General features: G+C 68.5%; 19 protein-coding genes and 1 riboswitch. Of the genes, 11 read left to right on the forward strand and 8 right to left on the reverse strand.

All coding sequences use genetic code 11. The features are described from left to right. Positions 1 to 15 precede the first annotated feature (15 nt). Positions 16 to 131: riboswitch (SAM riboswitch) on the reverse strand. A gap of 48 nt (positions 132 to 179) precedes the next feature. Then, positions 180 to 617: a hypothetical protein gene (locus tag ACH438_RS20160; RefSeq protein ID WP_397007320.1), complete on the reverse strand. Its 438-nt coding sequence runs from the start codon at positions 615 to 617 to the stop codon at positions 180 to 182. Between the two features lie 258 nt (positions 618 to 875). Between ACH438_RS20160 and ACH438_RS20165 the strand changes: the two genes are divergently transcribed. The 4 genes from ACH438_RS20165 to ACH438_RS20180 all read left to right on the forward strand — a co-directional run bounded on the left by ACH438_RS20165 (position 876) and on the right by ACH438_RS20180 (position 5,377). Continuing rightward, positions 876 to 2,288, forward strand: coding sequence for an FAD-dependent oxidoreductase (locus tag ACH438_RS20165; protein WP_397007322.1), 1,413 nt, complete (start codon positions 876 to 878; stop codon positions 2,286 to 2,288). 73 nt (positions 2,289 to 2,361) lie between these two features. Further along, a complete protein-coding gene (locus ACH438_RS20170) occupies positions 2,362 to 3,231 on the forward strand; it encodes an amidohydrolase family protein (RefSeq protein ID WP_397007324.1) in 870 nt (289 codons plus the stop codon). Positions 3,232 to 3,343: 112 nt separating this feature from the next. Then, entirely contained in the window at positions 3,344 to 4,147 is an 804-nt protein-coding gene (locus ACH438_RS20175) for an LLM class flavin-dependent oxidoreductase (RefSeq protein WP_397007326.1), read from the forward strand. Positions 4,148 to 4,279: 132 nt separating this feature from the next. Next, positions 4,280 to 5,377 (forward strand): CaiB/BaiF CoA transferase family protein, encoded by a 1,098-nt coding sequence (locus ACH438_RS20180; protein ID WP_397007328.1) that lies wholly within the window; start codon positions 4,280 to 4,282, stop codon positions 5,375 to 5,377. A gap of 94 nt (positions 5,378 to 5,471) precedes the next feature. On the opposite strand, the gene ACH438_RS20185 is transcribed toward ACH438_RS20180, so the two are convergent. Further along, positions 5,472 to 6,008, reverse strand: coding sequence for a YceI family protein (locus ACH438_RS20185; RefSeq protein WP_397007330.1), 537 nt, complete (start codon positions 6,006 to 6,008; stop codon positions 5,472 to 5,474). 102 nt (positions 6,009 to 6,110) lie between these two features. Between ACH438_RS20185 and ACH438_RS20190 the strand changes: the two genes are divergently transcribed. From ACH438_RS20190 to ACH438_RS20205, 4 genes are all read left to right on the forward strand, one after another. Continuing rightward, positions 6,111 to 6,932 (forward strand): helix-turn-helix domain-containing protein, encoded by an 822-nt coding sequence (locus ACH438_RS20190; protein WP_397007332.1) that lies wholly within the window; start codon positions 6,111 to 6,113, stop codon positions 6,930 to 6,932. Positions 6,933 to 7,022: 90 nt separating this feature from the next. Further along, complete coding sequence (locus tag ACH438_RS20195) at positions 7,023 to 9,638, forward strand: LuxR C-terminal-related transcriptional regulator (RefSeq protein WP_397007334.1); 2,616 nt, start codon at positions 7,023 to 7,025, stop codon at positions 9,636 to 9,638. Between the two features lie 229 nt (positions 9,639 to 9,867). Continuing rightward, positions 9,868 to 10,899: a hypothetical protein gene (locus ACH438_RS20200; protein WP_397007336.1), complete on the forward strand. Its 1,032-nt coding sequence runs from the start codon at positions 9,868 to 9,870 to the stop codon at positions 10,897 to 10,899. A 399-nt stretch (positions 10,900 to 11,298) separates the two neighbouring features. Beyond that, positions 11,299 to 11,436: a hypothetical protein gene (locus ACH438_RS20205; RefSeq protein ID WP_397007338.1), complete on the forward strand. Its 138-nt coding sequence runs from the start codon at positions 11,299 to 11,301 to the stop codon at positions 11,434 to 11,436. A gap of 72 nt (positions 11,437 to 11,508) precedes the next feature. Here the strand turns inward: ACH438_RS20205 and ACH438_RS20210 are convergent, their stop codons facing one another. Together ACH438_RS20210 and ACH438_RS20215 are read right to left on the reverse strand one after the other, a co-directional pair. Then, positions 11,509 to 12,069, reverse strand: a complete 561-nt coding sequence (locus ACH438_RS20210; protein WP_397007340.1) for a methylated-DNA--[protein]-cysteine S-methyltransferase — start codon at positions 12,067 to 12,069, stop codon at positions 11,509 to 11,511. Between the two features lie 79 nt (positions 12,070 to 12,148). Next, positions 12,149 to 12,451, reverse strand: a complete 303-nt coding sequence (locus ACH438_RS20215) for a hypothetical protein (RefSeq protein WP_397007342.1) — start codon at positions 12,449 to 12,451, stop codon at positions 12,149 to 12,151. A gap of 61 nt (positions 12,452 to 12,512) precedes the next feature. Here ACH438_RS20215 and ACH438_RS20220 point away from each other — a divergent pair, with 61 nt between their 5' ends. After that, positions 12,513 to 14,006: a PLP-dependent aminotransferase family protein gene (locus ACH438_RS20220; protein WP_397007344.1), complete on the forward strand. Its 1,494-nt coding sequence runs from the start codon at positions 12,513 to 12,515 to the stop codon at positions 14,004 to 14,006. Positions 14,007 to 14,199: 193 nt separating this feature from the next. Here ACH438_RS20220 and ACH438_RS20225 read toward each other — a convergent pair whose 3' ends face one another. Further along, positions 14,200 to 15,504, reverse strand: coding sequence for an adenylosuccinate synthase (locus ACH438_RS20225; protein ID WP_397007346.1), 1,305 nt, complete (start codon positions 15,502 to 15,504; stop codon positions 14,200 to 14,202). A 277-nt stretch (positions 15,505 to 15,781) separates the two neighbouring features. Here ACH438_RS20225 and ACH438_RS20230 point away from each other — a divergent pair, with 277 nt between their 5' ends. Continuing rightward, entirely contained in the window at positions 15,782 to 16,441 is a 660-nt protein-coding gene (locus ACH438_RS20230) for a hypothetical protein (protein ID WP_397007348.1), read from the forward strand. Between the two features lie 85 nt (positions 16,442 to 16,526). Then, positions 16,527 to 17,312: a site-2 protease family protein gene (locus tag ACH438_RS20235; RefSeq protein WP_397007350.1), complete on the forward strand. Its 786-nt coding sequence runs from the start codon at positions 16,527 to 16,529 to the stop codon at positions 17,310 to 17,312. A 112-nt stretch (positions 17,313 to 17,424) separates the two neighbouring features. On the opposite strand, the gene ACH438_RS20240 is transcribed toward ACH438_RS20235, so the two are convergent. The 3 genes from ACH438_RS20240 to ACH438_RS20250 form a co-directional block, all read right to left on the reverse strand. Further along, positions 17,425 to 18,519 (reverse strand): aromatic acid exporter family protein, encoded by a 1,095-nt coding sequence (locus ACH438_RS20240; protein WP_397008186.1) that lies wholly within the window; start codon positions 18,517 to 18,519, stop codon positions 17,425 to 17,427. A 67-nt stretch (positions 18,520 to 18,586) separates the two neighbouring features. Next, on the reverse strand, positions 18,587 to 19,021 hold the full coding sequence (locus ACH438_RS20245) for a DUF3151 domain-containing protein (RefSeq protein ID WP_397007352.1): 435 nt from the start codon (positions 19,019 to 19,021) through the stop codon (positions 18,587 to 18,589). 5 nt (positions 19,022 to 19,026) lie between these two features. Next, on the reverse strand, positions 19,027 to 19,317 hold the full coding sequence (locus ACH438_RS20250; protein ID WP_397007354.1) for a hypothetical protein: 291 nt from the start codon (positions 19,315 to 19,317) through the stop codon (positions 19,027 to 19,029). Positions 19,318 to 21,194: the final 1,877 nt, after the last annotated feature.

Raw genomic sequence — 21,194 nt, forward strand, 5'->3', positions numbered from 1 at the left:
TTCGAACCTCCTGTGAATCCGCACTTGCCGCACCCGTTTTCGGTGCGAGGCCAGGTCGTCACCCGGAGCACCCCACCGCGGAGGAGGGTTGCCGACCAGCGAGCCGGGGCTTGACGCTGGTACTCATGACCTGGGAGAAGATTGCCCGGATTCGGGCCCGGCTGTCAAACGCCTGCTCACTATCCGGAATTGCAGACGACCCAGGTACCGGCGTTCTTGGTGAAATGCCAGGTGGTGGTGTCCTCGCGGTCACCGGTGCGGAAGGTGACCTGGGCGGTCGCCTTGTCGCCGTCCAGGGCCGGATCGGTGAGCCCCTCGAATTCGAAGGTTCTGCCGGTCCCACCGGGGACATGCAGGGGAGAACGGTTCTCGTCGAAGTCCGGGCAGGCCGCGCCCGCCTTGGGAGTGTCGGTGCCGCTGCGGGATTGGATGAAGCCGCGGGCCGCGAGGGACAATCGATCCGAATCTGTGACATTCTTCTCAGCCGGCGACACCAGGGCCGCGATCAGGATGCCGAGGATGACCAGCAGAATCAGGGTCGCGGCGGTCAGGAACGGCCACATCGCGCGTTTATCGGTCTGGTCGATCCGGACCTGCTGCTCCTCCACATCGCTCATGGCTAGATCATGCCTGGTCGACGCGGGTCTCTGGCCGCCGGGATGGGAGTACGCGGAAGTGGGCCGCGGCGTCACCGATAGAATCAACCGAATTGCCCGCGCGCGAGCGGGAATAGCCACACCACGCAGCAACGCTGCAGCGTCGGGGGTTCCAGGACGGCACCACCCGAGGCCCAGGGCGTCAACTTAGCCTAAGCTAAGACCGACGGCTGAGACCGACCGCCAAGTAGATTTTCGACCATAAGGGTGCGCGTAAGAATGACCGAACAGAGTGCAGCGACCCGCCCGCTACGCATTGCGATCGTGGGCGCGGGCCCGGCCGGCATCTACGCGGCCGACGCGTTGATGAAGTCCGACAGCCCCGCCGGTTTCGATGGAGTGAGCATCGACCTGTACGAGCGCATGCCCGCGCCGTTCGGTCTGATCCGCTACGGCGTCGCCCCCGACCACCCGCGCATCAAGGGCATCATCACCGCCCTGCACAAGGTGCTCGACAAGCCGCAGGTGCGCCTGCTCGGCAATATCGACTACGGCGTCGACATCACCCTGGACGACCTGCAGCAGTTCTACGACGCGGTCATCTTCTCCACCGGCGCCAACGCCGACCGGGCCCTGGAGATCAAGGGCATCGAACTCGACGGCTCCTACGGCGCCGCGGACTTCGTGTCCTGGTACGACGGACATCCCGACGTGCCGCGCGAATGGCCCCTGGACGCGAAGAAGGTCGCCGTGCTCGGCGTCGGCAATGTCGCCCTGGACGTGGCCCGCGTGCTCGCCAAGACCGGCGACGAACTGCTGCCGACGGAGATCCCGCCGAACGTCTACGAGGGCCTCAAGGGCAACCAGGCCCTCGAGGTGCACGTGTTCGGCCGCCGCGGTCCCGCCCAGGCCAAGTTCACCCCCCTCGAACTGCGCGAACTCGATCACTCGCCGACCATCGAAGTCATCGTCGATCCCGAGGACATCGACTACGACGAGGGCTCCGAGGCCGCGCGCCGGCACTCCAAGCAGGTCGACATGATCTGCAATACGTTGGAGCAGTGGGCCATTCGCGATGTCGGCGAGCGCCCGCACAAGCTGTTCCTGCACTTCTTCGAATCCCCCGCCGAGGTCGTCGGTGACGCCGACGGCAAGGTCGTGGGCCTGCGCACCGAGCGCACCGCCCTCGACGGCACCGGAAACTGCAAGGGCACCGGCGAATTCAAGGACTGGGACGTGCAGGCCGTGTACCGCGCGGTCGGCTACCTGTCGCAGAACATCCCGGCCCTGCCGTTCGACGAACAGGCCGGCACCGTGCCCAACGAGGCCGGTCGCGTGCTGGTGAACGAGGACGCCGACGGCAAGGATCGCTACCTGTCGGCAACCTATGTCACCGGTTGGATCAAGCGCGGACCCGTCGGCCTCATCGGCCACACCAAGGGCGACGCCAACGAGACCATCGCCTGCCTGCTCGACGATGTCGACGGCTTCACCCCCGCCGCCAAGCCGGAACTGGACGCCGTGACCGGCTTCCTCGAGGAGAAGGGCATCCCCTTCACCACCTGGGCCGGCTGGTACCGCCTCGACGCCCACGAGCGGGCGCTGGGCGAGCCGCAGGGCCGCGAACGGGTCAAGGTCGTCGAACGTGACGAGATGCTCGCCGCCAGTGAACCCGATAAAGTCGGAAACTAGTCCGACCTGGCACGAGTTCATCAGGCGGACAAGGTAATCCACACTTGTCACCGTTCTGAGGCATGCTGATCACGTGTTCGATGCCCATGTCCACCTCATCGATCCGCGGTTCCCGCTGATCGAGAACGAGGGCTACCTGCCCGACCCGTACACCATCGCCGACTATCGCAAGCGCATGTCCCGCTTCGATATCGACGGTGGTGCGGTGGTCAGCGGGTCCTTCCAAGGCTTCGACCAGGACTTCATGCGCGCCGCCCTCACCGAACTCGGCGCGGGCTGGGTGGGCGTCACCATGCTGCGGGAGGACGCCGCCGACGCGGAGATCCTCGAACTGAACCGGGCCGGCGTGCGCGCCCTCCGGTTCAACCTCAAACGCGCCGGCGGGGACATCGTCGGACTCACCATGCTCGCCCTGCGCGCCTACGAGCTCGCGGGCTGGCATGTGGAGCTGTACATCGACGGCTCCATGCTCGGGTCGCTGGAACCGGTCATCACCAAACTGCCGGTGCTGTCCATCGACCACATGGGCATGAGCGACGACTGCCTGCCCTACCTGCTCAACCTCGTCGACCGCGGCGCGAAGGTGAAGGCCTCCGGGTTCGGGCGGGTATCCATGAACGTCGGCACGGCGCTGCGCAAGATCCACGCCGTGAATCCCGAGGCCCTCATGTTCGGCTCCGACCTGCCCGGCACCCGGGCCGGACGGCCCTTCCTGGACCGGGACATCGACACCATCGCGGACGCGGTCGGCGACGATCTGCACCGGATCCTCGAGGACAATGCGCGGGCCTTCTACCGGCTGCCCGCCAAGCAGCGCCCGTCCCAGGATCCCGGTCCCACCCTGCAACTCCCCGTCTCGCAATCCCCGACCCTGCGCATTCCGCGCTCGCAGCTACCCAAGTCGCCGCCGGACACGCTGCCGCTGCCGATCATCGACCGCTGAGCGTTTCGGGCATCGATGTGAGCATCGCGGCCATGGAAACGCTCACGTCGCATTCCTAGCGTTGTAGCGGACGGCGAGCACCTCGCCGCGCAGACCACAGATCGGATCAGCGATGACCCTCGAAATCGGCGTAATCCTCCCGACTTCCACACCCGACCCCCAGCGGCCCATCCTCGGCGACGTGCGCGCGGCGGCCCGGCTCGCCGAACAGCTCGAACTCGAATCCGTCTGGTCCACAGACCATCTCATCGCCAGCGCGCCCATGCTGGACAGCACCGTCACCCTCGCGACCGCGGCGGCCGTCACCGACCGCATCCGGATCGGCTACAACGTCATGCTGCTCGCGCTGCGCCCGGTGGCGTGGGCGGCCAAGCAGATCGCCTCCCTGCAGTACGTGTCGGGCGACCGCCTGCTGCTGGGCGTCGGCACCGGCAATCCGGCGCACGGCGATATCGGCTGGCGCGCAGCGGGAGTCACCTTCACCGGCCGCGGCACCCGCACCGACGAGGCGCTACGCGTCCTCCCCGGCCTGATCACCGGCGTCCCGACCCTGGTGAACGGCGTCGAAGCCACCCTGAGCCCCGCCGCCACCATGCCGCCGATCCTGGTCGCGGGCAATGGAACCCGCGCCCGCCGCCGCGCCGCCGAGTTCGCCACGGGCTGGCTCACCATCGCTCCCGACCTCGCCACCCTGCCCGCCGAACTGAGCGAACTGGCCATCCTGGCAAAGGAATTCGACCGCCCCGCCCCCACCGTGACCGTGGTGGCCCCGGCGCTTCCCGCCGACCTCCACGCAGCCGCGGACATACTCGCCGCCCACCGCGAGGCCGGAGTCGAACGCGTCATCCTCGCCCCCACAAGCCCCGACTGGCAGTCCGACTATCAGCGCGCCGCCGAGCTGCGCACCACCCTCTGATTCACGCCACGGTCCGGGCTCCGGCTGGGGTCGGGGGCTTGCCCCGCGGCAGCTGCGGGGAGTTATTGTCATAGCGTCAACACCGGGGGTGAGCCGGTGGGCACTGGGATCGACGATGAACCGAGGTAGGGCGTGAGCACTCCATCCACCGCCAAGCAGGGCCCGCTCGCGGGTATTCGAGTTGTCGAACTGGCCGGTATCGGGCCCGGGCCGCACGCGGCGCTACTGCTCGCCGATCTCGGCGCCGACGTGGTGCGGGTGCAGCGGCCGGGACAGTTCCCCGGGTTCATGGAACGGCCGCAGTGGCGGGGACGCACCATCGTCGAGGCCAACCTGAAGGATCCGGCGGACATCGAGAAGGTCCTGGGACTGGTCGAGAAGGCCGATGTGCTGCTGGAAGGGTTCCGGCCGGGCGTCACCGAGCGTATGGGGCTGGGTCCCGACGCCGCGCTGGAACGGAATCCGCGGCTCGTCTACGGGCGGATGACCGGGTGGGGCCAGTACGGCCCGCTGTCCGATCGCGCCGGGCACGACATCAACTACATCTCGCTGACCGGTGTGCTGAATGCCATCGGCCGCAAGGGCGAACGACCGGTGCCGCCGCTGAACATGGTGGGCGACTTCGGTGGCGGGTCCATGTTCCTGGTCTTCGGCGTGCTCGCCGCCCTGGTGGAACGGCAGACGTCCGGTAAGGGCCAGGTCATCGATGCCGCCATGATCGATGGCGCGCTTGCCCTCTCGCACATGATCTGGGGCATGAAGGGCATGGGCCTGTGGTCCGATGAACGCGGCACCAACCTGCTCGACACCGGCATGGCCTTCTACGACACCTACGAGACCGCCGACGGCAAGTACATGGCCGTGGGCTGCATCGAACCGCAGTTCTACGCGGAATTCCTGCGCGGCCTGGAGATTTCACCCGAGGGGCTGCCGCACCAGATCGATCCCGCGGGCCAGGACCAGCTGCGCAAGCTGTTCGCGGACAAGTTCAAGACCAAGACCCGCGACGAGTGGTGGGCCGTCTTCGAGAACACCGACGCCTGCACCACGCCCGTGCTGACCTTCACCGAGGCGGAACAGAACCCGCACATCCAGGCCCGCACCGGCCTCCTCGAGATCGACGGTGTGGTCCAGCACGCTCCGGCGCCGCGCTTCTCGCGCACGCCGGGCGGCATCCCCACCCCACCGCCGAACGCCGGCACGCCGATCGAACAGGTCTGGGCGGACTGACCTTTCACGGACAGCCGAACGCCCCCGGTGGAATTCCGCCGGGGGCGTTGACTTTTCCGATGCTGCGGACGCTCGGTCCTGCGCCGGCGTCGAATTACGGCGCGACGAGCTGGATGTCGAGTTCGATGGTGATCTTGTCGCTCAGCATGGCGTTCGGCAGACCGGGGGCCACCTCGAACTCGCTGCGCTTGATGGTGCCGGTGGCGTTGAAGCCGGCGTGCTCCTTGTTGTCCTGCGGGAAGACCTGCACACCGCCCCACTCGACGTCGAGGGTGACGGGCTTGGTGATGCCGCCGATGGTGGCCTCGCCGGTGACCTCGAACTCCTCGGCCAGCGCGATCGGCTCCGGGACGCGGAAGGTCAGGTGCGGGCGGTTGGCGACATCGAGGATGTCGGCGCTGCGGACGTGGCCGTCGCGCGCCTCGTTGCCGGTGTCGAAGGAGTCGAAGTAGATGGTGGCCTCGATGGCCGCCTCGCCGGCCTCGTTGACCACGAAGCCGGTCTCGAAGCGGTTGAAGCGGCCGCGGACCTTGGAGATGCCCAGGTGCTTGACGGTGAAGTTCACCGAGGAGTGGGCAGCGTCGAGGGTCCAGGCGCCGGGGGCGAGGGTGGTCTGCTCGGAAGTCGTCATGCCATGAAGACTAAGTGGACTCCGGTCCGCTTAGCCACACCTTCTTTATCCGGGGACTGGGAGGGCGCGGATAAGAAAACTAGGACCAGGCACTATGGAGAGGTGTCAAGATCCGAATTCGCCGAGTTCCTCATCGCCCGCCGGGCCCAGCTGCAGCCCGAGGACGTGGGACTTCCCGCCGGACGGCGACGCCGCACCCCCGGACTGCGCCGCGAAGAGGTCGCCGCGCTCGCCGGCGTGAGCGCGGACTACCTCGCCCGGCTCGAACAAGGCCGCGACAGCAATCCCTCCAGCGCGGTCCTGGCCGCCATCGCCGACGCCCTGCAACTCAACGAGATCGAGAAGCACCACTTCGGCATCCTCGCGCTCAGCCTCGACCAGAAACAGACCTGCCCGGCCAGCGGACAGGCCCGCGAACAGGTCACCGACACCCTGCAAGCCGTCATCGACGCCCTGCACCCGACACCCGCCTTCGTCATCGGCCGCTGGCAGAACCTGCTCGCCTGGAACCCGTCCTGGCACGACTTCGCCGCCCCCCTCGGCCTTTTCGACGAGGAAGCCCACGGCAACTTCGCGATCTACATGTTCGCGCATCCGAACGCCCGGAAATGGTTCCTCGACTGGGCGGGCGCCGCCGACATGGTGACCTCCGCGCTGCGCGCCGCCATCACCCGGTTCCCCGACGACGCGTCGCTGACCCAGGTCATCACCGCGCTGCAGCCGTACCCGGAATTCGATCGGCGCTGGCGCGAACACCGGGTCACCGACTACCGGTCGCTGAAACTACGCATCGCGCACCCGCAGCGCGGCGAGGTGGAGATCGAGGTCGAGACCCTGGATCCGGCCGCCGACCAGACCGTCATGGTGTGGCTGATCGACCGCCAAGCGGTCCGCGCACCCGGATTGCGGCTGGTCAACGAATAAAAGTTGCGGGCGGTCAACCCATGATCGCCCGCGGTCCGGAGCGTTTCGTTCCCACCGCTCACGACCCGCGAGGGCTCTACAGTTGTTCCCATGGTTCGGAATTGGCCGATCGTCGAGCGTGAGCACGAACTCGAAACGATCAGGTCGGCGCTGACCGGCGGCGCCGTCGTCGGAGCAGTCCTCACCGGCGACGCGGGGGTCGGGAAGACCACACTGGCCCGGCAGGCCACCGCCTCGGTCGGCGGCCACATCCGATGGGTCGCGGGCACCGAATCCGCCCGCTCCATCCCACTCGGCGTGTTCGCGCACATGGTCGGCGTGTACACCGCACACGACCCGGTCACCTTCATGGCCGCCGCCCGCGAAGCACTGCTCGCCGACGGGCACACCATCATCGGCGTCGACGACGCGCACCTGCTCGACCAGCTCTCCGCCACCCTGCTGCTGCAACTCGCCATCGACAAGGCCGCGCACATCGTGTGCACCGTGCGCAGCGGCGTCCCCGTACCCGACGCGGTCACCTCGCTGTGGAAGGACGGGCATCTACTCCGGCTCGACCTGTCCCCGTTCACCCAGCGGCAGAGCGTCGAACTGGTGGAATCCATGCTCGGCGGGCAGCTGGAAGGCTTCACCGCCAACCTCATGTGGGAATCCTCCGGCGGGAACGCGCTTTTCCTCCGGCATCTCGTCGAAGGCGCGCTGGAAGCGGGCACGCTGCGGCAGGTCAACGGGGTGTGGCAGTTGCGCGGGCGCGCGGCCGTCACCTCGGAACTGGCTGCGCTGCTGGAGGATCGGGTCGAGCAGATGCCCGAACCCGTACTGCGGGTACTGGAACTGCTCACCTTCTGCGAACCCATCGACCTGGACGTGCTGTCCGAGATCGCGGGCGAGGAGGCGGTCGAAGCGGCCGAATCACGCGGGCTCATCCGGATTGTCGAGCACAGCCATCAGCTGCTGGTGCGATACAACCATCCCCTGTTCGGGGAGGTGATCCGGCGGCGGCTGGGCATCGCGTCGGCGCGACGACTGCGCGGGCGGTTGTATTCGGCATTGAAGGAACGGCCCGTGCACTCCGCGTCCGATCGGATCCGGCTGGCCGAATTGGCTTTGGACAGTGACCGATCCGCCGATCTGGAACTGTTCGAGGCGGCGGCGAGCGATGCCATCGGGCTGGCGAATCTGCCACTGGGAGAACGCTTCGCGCGTGCGGCCGTGGAACGCCGGGGCGGGGTCGAGGCGGCGGATCTGCTCGCGCGGGCACTGCTGTGGCAAGGGCATCGCATCGAGGCCGAACGCACCCTCGCCGGGTTCGATCCGGACCAGTTGAACGAGGTGCAGCTGGCTCGCTGGGGCAGCACGCGAGTGTCGAATCTGTTGTGGTCCATGGGCGATGCCGATCGCGCCGACGAAGTACTGGAGTCGGTGCGCAGCCGGGTACAGCATCCGAAGGTGATCGCCACCCTCGACGGGCTGGCCTCCGCCTGCGCCGTCAACGAGAACAAGCTCGACGAGGCCTTCGCGCTCGCCGAACCCGTCATGGCGGCCGACGGCGCGCCACCGTGGGCGGTGTGGTGGGCGGCCTTCGGCGGCGGACTCGCCCTCGCGCTCATGGGACGCGGGGACGCGGCCCGGCAGTACGCGGACCGCGGGCACGCGGTCGAATCGCATATCGACGGGCTCAACCAGTTCATGTCCACGCACGCGGAAGTACTCGCGCTCACCTTCACCGGCGACCTCACGGCCGCACGGCGTTGCGCCAGCAGCCCTTACGCGTACTCGTCACCCGGGCAGTACCTGGCTTGGGGCATGAGCAAGATCCTGCAAGGGACCGTCGACGTGGCGGAAGGGCATTTCCCGCAGGGCATCGACAATCTGGAACAGGCGCTCGCCGCCCTCACCACCGAGGGCGCGGCGGCCTGGATGTTCCCCGCGAGACTCCGCCTGGCCGAAGCGTATTCGGCGCTCGGGCGTGCGGGCGACGCCGCCGAATCCATTGCCGCCGCCATCGAACGCGGCGGCCGGCACAGTGCCGTCTACGAACCCATGCTGGAGATCGCCAAATCCTGGCAGGCCGCCGCGGAAGGCACTGCCACACCGGCCATCCGGCTCGCCCTGGGCGCGGCCGACGCTGCCGCACGCTCCCACCAGCACGCCATCGAAGCCATGGCACTGCACACCGCGGCCCGCTTCGGCGACCACAGCGTCGCGGGCCGGCTCGCCGACCTCGCCGCCCGGGTGGACGGGCGGCTCGTCCAAGCCCAGGCCCGGCACGCGGTCGCGGTGACGGCACACGACGGACCCGGATTGGACGCCGCCGCAGCCGAATTCGAGGCCATCGGCGTCCTGCTCTCCGCCGCCGACGCCGCCGCCCAAGCCGCCTCCGCCCACGAACGCGCGGGCGACCGCCGCCGCCTGCTCGAATCCGCCGCCACCGCAAACCGTTTGGCGGCGGCCTGCGGCGGAGCCAGCACCCCCGCCCTCCGCGAATCCGCTCAGCCCCTCCCCCTGACCTCCCGCGAACGCGAGATCGCCAACTTGGTGGTCGCCGGCCTCTCCAACCGCCAGATAGCCGACCGGTTGACGGTCTCGGTCCGCACCGTCGAGGGCCACCTCTACCGCGCCTGCATCAAACTCGACGTCACCGATCGCGAGGCCCTCGCCGAATTGATGCGCAGTGGGTCATCTTCCGGCAAACCAGAGAACTGACCCGCAAATCCGAGAACTGACCAGCCGAACCCCACTGATCAGCATCTACCGATGCGCTGTGTTATTCGTCTCACTCCCCAACGTCCAGTGAATGATTCACCAGCCCAGTCCTGGAACTCACAGCATCCCATCAGTTAACATCCCCGCCGAGCGGCCGTTCCGGCCCACACCGAACGGCCACACCCGGCCGTGGGGGACAGTTCCAATCTGATGAGGGTGGTGTATCGACGTGACCCGTCGGCATCGACAACTGAATTCCAGCGCGGCCCGCCGCGCCATCGTCGTAGGCGCCATCCCACTGGCCCTCGCAGTGGCCTGCTCCACCTCCACGGACCCCCAGTCCGCCACCACCCCCTCGGCAAGCCCGACCTCCCAGCCGACCCCCGGCGCGCAAGCTCCCGGCACCACAGCCCCCGGCGCGACCACCATCCCCGGCAACGGCTCCCAGCCGTCCGCAGGCCGGCCCGGCGCAGCCGCCCAACCCGGCCTCCCGAGCACCGACAACCTCATCGCCCCCGGTGCCCCCCGCTCCTCCCAGCCCGGCGTAGTGGCCCCCGCAACAGACAACGGCCCCCGCCCCGGCCCGGTCCAGCCCGGCGTCACCACCCCGAACCGCCCCCCGGTGACCCAGCCCGACTACCCGGTCCCCGCCAACTTCCGCCCCATCCCGGCCCCGGGCTCCGACGCAGCTCCCGCAGTGAACTTCCAGGACCTGCACGCCCCCACCCCGGTCACCCCGGTCCTCCCGATCGCTCCCCCGCCGCGGACCCTCCGTATCGGTGACTTCACTACGCCCGCACCGGACCAGGTCCCGAACGATGTCCTCGACGGCGTCAACGGCGTTGCCGCGAATGTCGAGGCCGGATTCGCGACCGGGCTGAACTCTGTGGGCATCAACCCCAGCCGCTCGGACAAGATCGCCGCCGGAACCTTGGGCGGTGCGGCCATCGGCGCCGGAATCGGCGCCGTCGGGCTCGGTGTTCCGGTCGCCGTCGGGGGCGCCGTGGTCGGCGGTGTCGCGGGCGCGGGTATCGGCGCGCTGGTCGGCGCAGGAGTCGGCTCCATCGGCGGAATCGCCGTAGCACCGTGGCTCGCCCCGATCGACGTGGCCGGCGGCGCCCTCGGCGGCGCCCTGATCGGCGCGGGTGTCGGCGCTGCCGCGGGTGCTGCTGTCGCAGGTATTCCGGCGGCCGTTGTCGGCGGCGTCGGCGGCGGTGCAGCAGGCGCCGCAATCGGCGGCTTCCTCGGCGCCGCGCTCTGACCGACATACACCCACGCGAGAGGAACACAGAAGTGCAGATGAGGAAATCGCTTCGTGCAGCGGCTATTACGGGAACCGTCGCCGCATGTGCCGCACTGGCTGCAGGTACGGCGTCGGCAACTCCGCCCGTGAAGACCCCCGAGCCGGGTGGCGTGATCCGGATCGACCTGGCTCCTGGCGAATCGTGGAGTTGCGGCGGCTGGAGCTTGCAACCGCCGTTCGTCGCCTCGGCACCGAATTTCGGATTCGCACAGGGTGGCCCCCTATACATGCAGTTCACGCCGGGCGCAGATGTCTGGGTGTTCTGCACCGGCAGCGGGCTGCCCATCTACGACTGGAGTTCGATCATCAAGGCGGGCGAGTAGTGCGCCATCTGGCACAGATGACCGCTACCGGGGCATGATCGCCACGTTCGGCGCTCTCGCCACGCAGACCGCGCCGGAGTCGGATCTGGGTGGCACAATCCGGATCGGTACGGCGCCTGGGGAATTCGGGCTGCCGATCGAGTACCTCGAGATCGGCGCAATGGGTCAGTAGTTCGCCGCTGCGGATCGTCGTCGAGCGTCCACGCCAATGGGATTGGTGTGGACGCTTTTTCGTTCGAGTGGGTTAGAAGAGGGTGGGTTCGCCGAAGCCGGGGGTGCGTTCTATTTCGAGGAGGCGTTGTTTGGTGGTGAGGCCGCCTGGGGCGGAGAAGCCGTGGAGGGCGTGGTCGGCGGCTAGGACTCGGTGGCAGGGGATTATCAGGGGGATGGGGTTACGGCCTAGGGATTGGCCTACTGCTTGGGAGCCGTGGGGGGCGCCTATGCGGGTGGCTACTGCGCCGTAGTTGAGGGTGTGGCCCGGGGGGATCGCTCGGGTTACCTCGTAGACGGCTCGGTCGAAATCGTTGAACTGGGTGGTGTTCAAGGGGATCCAGTGAAGGTCGTCGAGGTCGCCGGCCAGGTGGGCGCGGATGCTGGTGATGACCTTTGCGATTTCGTCGGTGGGGGTGGCTTCGGAGAGGTCTACGAGGCGGTGGCGGCGCAGGATGTGGGAGAGGGTGGCGGCCGGGTCCGGCTCGGGGAGGGCGAAGCGGAGGACGCCGGACAGGCCCCAGGCTATGGCGCAGGAGCCGATCGCGGTGTCGAAGAGGGCTGCCGAGGCTAGCGGGCGGGCCGGGGCGGACATGGAGTCAGTGTGCCTCAGGGGTACGACAACTTTCTGGCGGGAAAACGTCGTCCATTCCGGATCACCGGGGTCCAGTTGGTTAGAACTGGACTGATTCGCCGCGGCAGGGGATCTCGTCCAGGCGGGCGAGGGGGCGGGGCTTGGTGACGCGAGATTGGGCCGGGCGGTCGGGGTAGGGGGTTTCGAGGCGGGCGTGGATGGCGGCGAGGTCCGAATATTGGCGTGCCGCATCGTATTCCGCGACTGACCAGTCCGACATGGGGGCGTGCGGGCGGTAGCGCTCCAGCATGCGACCCCAGCGTTCACCCGGGGTCGGGGCGAAAACGTAGACGAGGCCGGCGAAACCGGCGACGATCACGAGGGAGACGAGCAATGAGAGCATGATTCCATAGTCGGCTTGGCTGGACTTGAAATAAATATCCAGTGCCTGGATACTGGCCTGTATGGCGACACGAGTGATCGGCGCGGCCAGCCTCACGCGCGACCTGGGACGGTGGCGGCACGACGAGCCCGGCGCGGCCGACAATGCCAAACGACCCACCCGCCCCGCGTACGTGGCCCTCGCCGAAAGCATCCGGCTCCTCATCCACGACGGCCGCGCCCCACTCGGCGTCGCGCTCCCCAGCGAACGGGACCTGGCCACCAGCCTCGCGGTCAGCCGCACCACCGTCACCTCCGCGTACACGCTGCTGCGCGAACACGGCTACCTGATCAGCCGGCAGGGCTCCCGCAGTACCGTCGCGCTCCCGCCGAACGTGGTGCACGACGGCTCCAAGCCCGCCCGCAGCATTCTCGCCATGATGGCGCAGCCCGAACTGCCCACCATCGACATGACGTACGCCGCCATGACCGCGCCCCTGGAACTCGAGGACGCGTATTCCGCTGCCCTGCAAGGCCTCCCGACCTACCTGGGCACGCACGGCATGGACCCGGTCGGCGTGCTGATCCTGCGGGAAGCCCTGGCGCGCAGGTACACCGAACGCGGCCTGCCCACCGAACCCGACCAGATCCTCATCACCCTCGGCGCACAGCACGGCCTGCGCCTGCTGCTCAACGTCCTCACCACACCCGCGGAACGCGTGCTCATCGAACACCCCACCTACCCGAACGCCATCGAAGCCATCCGCGATGTGGGCGCGCGACCGGTGCCGGTGCCGATGCGCCCCGACGGCTGGGACCTGGACGGAATCCGCAGTGCCGCACGGCAGACCGCCGCCAGCGCCGCCTACCTGATCCCCGACTTCAACAATCCCACCGGCCTGCTGCTGGACGCCGAGGGCCGCGCCGAACTGGCCGCCATCGCCCGCGATACCCGCATGACGGTGATCGTCGACGAATCCATGGTCGATCTGGACCTCACCGACCGCGAATCCGTGCCGCCCGTAGCGGCTTTCGCGCGCGGCTCGGAGATCGTGACCATCGGTTCGGCGTCCAAGTCGTTCTGGGGTGGCCTGCGGGTCGGCTGGGTGCGCGCCAATCAACCGCTCATCACCAAGCTGCTGGGCACGCGATCGACGGTCGACCTCGGCACGCCGATCATGGATCAGCTGGCCACCGTGCACCTGCTGCAGAACGCGGAACCGATCCTCACCCGGCGCCGGGAGCAACTGCGCGCCCGCCGCACCACCCTGACCGAAGCGCTCGCGGAGGAACTGCCCGACTGGCACATCAACCCGAGCGCGGGCGGCATGTCCCTGTGGGTGCAACTGCCCGCCCCGGTCTCCACCGCACTCGCCGCGACAGCGCCCAACCACGGCGTATTGCTCGCCGCCGGACCACGTTTCGGCGTACAGGGCGCCTTCGAACGCTTCATCCGGCTCCCCTTCACCCACGAAGAACCCGACCTGCGGGTAGCAGTGAAGTCGATCGCCGCCACCTACGCGGCCCTCACCCCACGCGCCGCCGACCCATTGGCCCCGCTCACGCCGCTCTACTAATCGACCCCCGCTAGAAAACTCTTCGCCCCTCTATGAAAATTCATAGAGGGGCGAAGACTAGACACGACGTCCGATTCAGAACAGTGACAACTGATTTCGCGCCGACCCGGGTAACTCACCGGGTACGGCCAAAATCGGTTCGGCACCCAACCGCCGGCACGGGTGCCCAACGCCAACGGCTCTCAGCCGCCCGCTAAAGGCCCGGAGAGGCGGGAATGATGTCGTGGCGCACGATGGTCTGGTCGCGGCCCGGGCCGACGCCGATGCACGAGATCCGCGCGCCGGAAAGCTCTTCCAGCCGCTTCACGTATGCCTGCGCGTTGGCGGGCAGGTCCTCGAAGGTGCGCGCCCCGGAGATGTCCTCCCACCAGCCCGGCATCTCCTCGTAAATGGGCTTGGCGTGGTGGAATTCGGTCTGCGTGGTCGGCATCTGCTCGACACGTTCGCCGTCGATCTCGTAGGCGACGCAGATCGGGACGGTGTCCAGGCTGGAGAGCACGTCCAGCTTGGTGAGGAAGTAGTCGGTGATGCCGTTGACGCGCGTCGCGTAGCGGGCGATCACGGCGTCGAACCAGCCGGTGCGGCGGGCGCGGCCGGTGGTGACGCCGACCTCGCCGCCGGTCTTGGCCAGGTAGGTGCCCGACTCGTCGAACAGTTCGGTCGGGAACGGGCCGGAGCCGACACGCGTGGTGTAGGCCTTCAGGATGCCGAGCACGACCCCGATCTTGTTGGGGCCCACGCCCGCACCCACGGCCGCGCCGCCGGCGGTCGGGTTGGAGGAGGTGACGTACGGGTAGGTGCCGTGGTCGACGTCCAGCAGGGTGCCCTGCGAACCCTCCAGCAGCACGATCTCGTCGCGTTCCAGGGCCTCGTTGAGCAGCAGCCGGCTGTCGGCGATGCGGTGCTTGAAGCCCTCGGCCTTCTCCAGCACCTCGTCCACCACCTGCTGCGGGTCCAGCGCGCGGCGGTTGTAGATCTTGACCAGCACCTGGTTCTTGAATTCCAGTGCGGCCTCGACCTTCTGGGTGAGGATCTTCTCGTCCAGCACGTCCGCGACCCGGACGCCGACACGGGCCACCTTGTCCTGGTAGCAGGGGCCGATACCGCGGCCGGTGGTGCCGATCTTCTTGTTGCCGAGGAAGCGCTCGGTGACCTTATCGATGGCCACGTGGTACGGCATGATCAGATGCGCGTCCGCGGAGAGCAGCAGGCGGGAGGTGTCCACACCGCGCTCCTCCAGACCGGCGAGTTCGGCGAGCAGCACGCCCGGATCCACCACCACGCCATTGCCGATGACGTTGGTCACACCGGGCGTGAGGATGCCGGACGGGATCAGATGCAGCGCAAAACTCTCGCCATTGGGCAGGACCACGGTGTGACCCGCGTTGTTGCCGCCCTGGTAGCGGACAACCCACTGGACCCTGTCACCGAGCAGATCGGTCGCTTTGCCCTTGCCCTCGTCGCCCCACTGGGCGCCGATCAGCACGATTGCCGGCATTTCGAAGTCTCCTACGGGTTCGACACGCAGCACTCGCGATGCTGCAGCTACCCGCCATCAGAAGGCGGTGGCCGGAGGCACAGTCTAGTGGATGCCCGCATACCCCCTGGTGTGCGGTCCGGCCCCCGAGCAACCCGACGTAACGGATAGGCGGCGAGACCAGCGTGGCTAATGAGACGGGGCTATGGTGGCACGGGGAGACGGACCGGCGGGGGTCCACCGGAACTACAGCGAGGCTATTGGTGTTGTTGTCAGGTCAGAGGAGGGTGTTCGGCAGTTGAGTACCCATGTTCTCCGCTGCGACGGCGCGCCGGTACCCATCGCGCTGGCCTCACTACCCACCACTCAGACCTCGGCCATCCCGGAATCCTCGACACTCGACGAACTCCTGCCGGTGATGGCCGCCGACAGCCTGCCGCGGCTCATCGTGCTCGGTGAGGATGCCGGACTGGCCGCCGTGCTCACCCATCTGCTGCGCACCGAACGACTCGGCGTCGAACTCGGGTATGTGCCGGTCGACCGCACCTACGGGTCCCGCGCCTACGAGACCGGCACCGGATCGGCCGCCGCCAAGCGCGCGCTGGAAGGGAAGGCGCAGGAGACGCCGCTCGTCCGGGACGATACCGGCAGCGTGCTCATCGGCCGCGCCACCATCGTGGGCGAGCGCGGGCAGAAGCTCGAGGGCGAGGCCTACGTCGACGACACGCGACTGTTCACCGGAAAGGTCGCGGCCCTGCACATTTCACCCATGCTGGAGCTGCCGGGCCTGCAGGCGACCGTGCAGCGCGGACTGCGGAAACGCCGGTGGATCGAGGGCCGTGCGCTGCAATTGGGTACCAGCGGTGCGATTGTCACGCGGGACGGCATCACCGCCGATCGGATCGTGAAGCGCTCCACGTTCTATCGACACCACGAGCCTTGGCTGCTGGTGCGGTGATCCGGCAGCAGAATGGTGGTGCGGCCGCAATCCGGCCGACCGGTCGGGTGCGAGGTTGCACCCCTCAGCCATGGGAGCCGCTGCCTTGAACTACCCCCGTGCGGTAGGCCGTACCTCGGGCGCCGTGCGCCCCAGCCCGATCTTCCTGCTGGTCGTGCTCGTCGCCGTGGGCGGCGGCGTGCTCGCCTGGAACAGCGACATCCATTCGCAGCAGGCCAAATTCGCGGTGTTCCTGATGGTGGTGGCGGGGTGGATCGTCTCGATCTGCCTGCACGAGTTCGCGCACGCGTACGTCGCGTACCGGGCCGGGGACCGGGAAGTGGAACTGCGCGGGTATCTGACTTTGAACCCGCTGAAATACAGTCACCCGCTGCTGTCGATCGCGCTGCCCATCCTGTTCATCGCCATCGGCGGCTTCGCGCTGCCGGGTGGCGCCGTGTACGTGCACTCGCACGGGATGCCGCCGCGTACCCAGCGGCTGCTGAGCGGGGCCGGACCGGCCGTGAACGCGGTGTGCGCGATCGTGCTGCTCGTGGTGGTGAGCCTGTTCGGCAGCTGGACTTCGCATCTGACGTTCTGGTCCGGGCTGAGTTATCTGGCGTTCCTGCAGATCATCGCGACCATCCTGAATCTGCTGCCGGTGCCGGGCACCGACGGGTACGGGATTCTGGAGCCCTCCCTGAGCTACGAGACACGCCGGTCGCTGGATCAGGTCAAGCCGTACGGCATGTTGCTCCTGTTCGCCCTGCTGATCGCGGTGCCGCCGGTGCGGGACGCCTTCTACGGCATCGTCAACGCCCTGTTCCAGCTGTCGGGTGTGCCGACGGCGTGGCGGGTGAACGGTGATGTGCTGACGCGCTTCTGGACATGAGATAGGGCCGGACTCCCCCCTCGCGAGCCCGGCCCTTACTCGAACGTTAGAGCCGGGCAGGCGAATCGACGCGAGTAGCGGACTACGCGAAGATCGGGCGGCGCTACTCGCATCAGTCGATCGGCGTCACATACGGGTGCGGGACCGTGGGCGGCAACAAGGCCATGGCGGACAGCCGGCGCACACCGCACACCTGCATGAGATCCACGACGATCGAACGCAACTGAGCGAAGACGACATGCGCGGAAATGCCCGCGCCGTCGACCAGATCCTTGGTGGCGGCCTTGCCGACCGAACGCAGGACACGGGTCGCCTCGGCGGCGTCGGGTTGCTCGCCCGGGTCGGCCAGCATCATCTTGCGCACCACTTCGATCGCCTGGCTCAGCTTTTCCACCTGCTGGATGAGGCGCGGGTCCAGGACCTCGTCGTCCTGGACCGAACTCAAGGCACGGCGCAACAGGACACGGGTATTGCGGACCGCATTGTCGAGCGGATCCGCGGTGGCACGCAAGCGTTCCAGGCGGGCGCGAGAGTTCCAGTACAGCGGGGAGATTCGAATGATCTCCTTACTGCCTTCGAGAGTGTTGCGCAGAGAATCGATGGGCGCCTGGGTCTTTCGGGCCGCATCCAACCCCGCCTTGATCTTCTCCGAGTCGTGTTCGAGCAGGCCGTCCGCGCCCTGCTGCAGCGCCTTCGCCATCACATCGAGAATGTCGGCCGCCTGCTGACGCGCGCGGCGCACCGGATGCAGCGGGATCGCCGCGACCACCACGATGCCGACCAGACCACCGACCAGCGCGTCGATCATGCGCAAACCGGAACCGCCGGTGCTGGGCGGGATCAGCGTCGCCACCAGGACCGCGGAACTGGCCGCCTGCATGGTGATCACCGGGCCGCCGTCCAGGAACACGGCCGTGCTCATGGCGATCACGACCAGCAGGCAGATCTGCCAGGTGCCGGTGCCGACCTGCGAGACGAACAGGTCACCGACACCGATGCCGAGCGCCACGCCGACGATCAACTCCACCGAGCGCCGCAATCGGGTACCGAACGACACGCCGATGGAGATCATGGCCGCGGTCGGCGCGAAGAACGGTCGCGGATGGCCGATGATCTCGTGCGCGATGGACCAGGCCAGCCCGGCGCCGACCGCGCACTGCACGATCGGCAGCAGCGAGGAACGCACCCGCCGGCCGGCATTGCGCATGCGGGCGATACTGCTGTCCTTGGCGGCGTCGAAGGTTTCGCCTAGACCACTGCTCAAATCGCGGGTCTCAGTCCAGGCCGAGCTCGGCGGCAGCGCGCGGATCGCAATCCTCGAGCAGGTCGAGGCAGCGGGCGTACTCCTCGGTCTCGCCGACGATGCGGGCCGCACGGGCCAGCGCGCCGACACTGCGCAGGAAGCCGCGGTTGGGTTCGTGGCTCCACGGGACCGGGCCGAAACCCTTCCAGCCATTGCGGCGCAACAGGTCCAGGCCGCGGTGGTAGCCGGTGCGGGCGAACGCGTACGCGGCGACGATGTCGTGATTGATCTCGTCACCCCCGCGTTCGAGGGCGGCCTCGGCGAGATACGCCCAGGCGATGGAGGCCGAAGGATGCGCCGCCGCGACCTGCACCGGGTCCCGGTTCTCGAGCAGCGCGTCCTCCGCGTCAGTGTTTTCGGGAAGCAAGACGGGCTGCGGTCCGAGCAGATCACCGAAGGAGGTCATGCCGATCATTCTGCACCGCCGCCCGGAATGCTCAGTAGGCTGACCGTCTGAATCACCAGTTCCGCCGAAGTGAGGGGTATGCGCGTGTCCGACTCGAAAGACGACCAGCAACGGCACAACCCGGCCGGCCGACCCGCCGAGCCCGCCGACGCTGCCCAGGACACCACCACCCCCGCCAACGCCACCTCCCCCACCGAAGTGATCCGCACCCCCGCCGAACCCACCGGCGACAGCGGATCCTCCAGCCCGACCGTCCCAGGCAGCACCAGCGGATCGGGCCCAGGCTTCGCCACCATCAACTACGACGCAGCCCAACCCACCACCCCCGGCGGCCCCACCGCCCGCATCCAAAACGCCAACCCCAACCGCCCAACCACCCCCCAATCCGCCGACGCCCCCACCCAAATCTTCGCAGTCCAGCCCAAACCCCCAACCCCACCCGCCTCCGACGCCACCACCCGCATCGACATGCGCCAAGCCGGCATCGGCCCGAGCGGCCCCGGTCAGGGCGGCCCCGCAGGTGCAACCCGACAGCCGAACATCCCCGGAACCCCTGGCGGGCAACCCGATTCGAACCGCACCCCCAACACGCCGGCAGCGTCCCAGCCCGGCCGCCCTGCCCCCGCAGCCGGTGGCGCTGCCCCGCAGTACAGGCCAGGAATCGTCGGCAACCCGAACGCCCCCGGCAACGCCGGAAAACGCGGCCCCATATTCGCCCGCCAGAGCGGATCCAACCAACCCGGTGCAGCAGGACAGCAGGGCCCAGCCGGTGGCGCGGGTGGTCCGGGATCCACAGCCGGACAAAGCGGATCGAACGCACCCGGCGACGCACAGAAGAGCGCCGGAAACCAGCCAAGCCGAGGCGGTCCGGCAGCACCAGTCGGCGGCGGTCAGAGCCAGGGCAACGCGCAAGGCAGCAGTGGAGTCGCGGGCGGAAGCGCCGGGCAGTCGGGTAACGCAAGGCAACGCGCAGCCAGCGGCTCACCGCAAGGTGGTCAGGCCGCAGGCGCGACAACCGGCGGGCCAGAATCCGCAAGCCGGCCTGGCCAAGGCGATGCGGCGGCCACAACTGGCGGCGCACCTCAAAGCGGTCAGGCCGCAGGCGGGACAACCGCCGCGCCTGGTGGAACAGGATCCGCTGGCGGACAAGGCAGCTCAGGTGGACTGCTGGGCGGCAGTGGAGACACCGCGAGCGCAAGCGCGGGTCAAGGGCGGCCGGGCGGCGCGGGGCAACGCGCAGCCGGCGGCTCGGTACAAGGTGGTCAGGCCGCAGGCGGGGCGATCGCCGGGGCTGATCGCCCCGGATCCGCTGGCGGACAAGGCGGATCGAGTGGGTCCGGCAGTCAGGCCGGTCAGGGTGGTTCGGGAGCTGCGGCCGGCGGCGGACAGGGTCGGCCGAACGACGCTGTGCCGAGTGGCAACGCGAGCTCTGCGGGCGGAAGCGCGGGACGCGGGACGGCCGATGGATCGGGATCGGCTGGCGGACAAGGCAGCTCAGGTGGATCGGCGAACGGACCGGCGGCCGGGCAGTCGGGCCGCGCGAAACAGGCCGACCAGGATGTCCCGGCGGCATCTGGAGATGGGCAGAACCGACCTGGCGACGCTATGCCTGGCGACGCGCGACAGGGCGGTGCGGGAGATCGATCCGCGGTGGAGGGGCGGCCGGGAACGGCTGGCGGACAAGGCAGCTCGAGTGGGCCGGTCGGGGCGCCGGGGGCCGGACAGGCTGGCGGCGTTAACCGGCCTGGCAACGGTGGTTCGGCGGCTGCGACCGGCGGCCGGGGTCAGGCCACGGACGGTGCTCGCGAGCAGGGTAAACCGGAAGTTGCCGGCGGAGAAGGTGGTTCAGGGCAGGACTCGCGCGGCGCCGCGGCAGCGACAAGCGCTGCCGCTGTGGCTGGGGCTGCTGTGGCCGGAGCTGCCGCTGTGGGTGGCGACGACGTGAAGGGTGGGCGGGGAGGGGCCGCGGCGGGTGCCGGGGGCGAGCAGCAGGGGGGTGCGGCGGGGCCGTCGGGGCAGGATGGTTCGGGGCAGGGGAATGTTGGGGGTGGGGACGCGGAGACTGTTGCTATTCAGCAGGTTTCGGGGGTGGATGATGCGCCTACGACGATGATGCCGGTTGTTACCGGGGATCAGGCTACGGAGAAGATTCGGGTTAGTGGGCCGCAGGGGC

This window comes from Nocardia sp. NPDC020380 (assembly GCF_044386975.1).
Taxonomy (GTDB): Bacteria; Actinomycetota; Actinomycetes; order Mycobacteriales; family Mycobacteriaceae; genus Nocardia.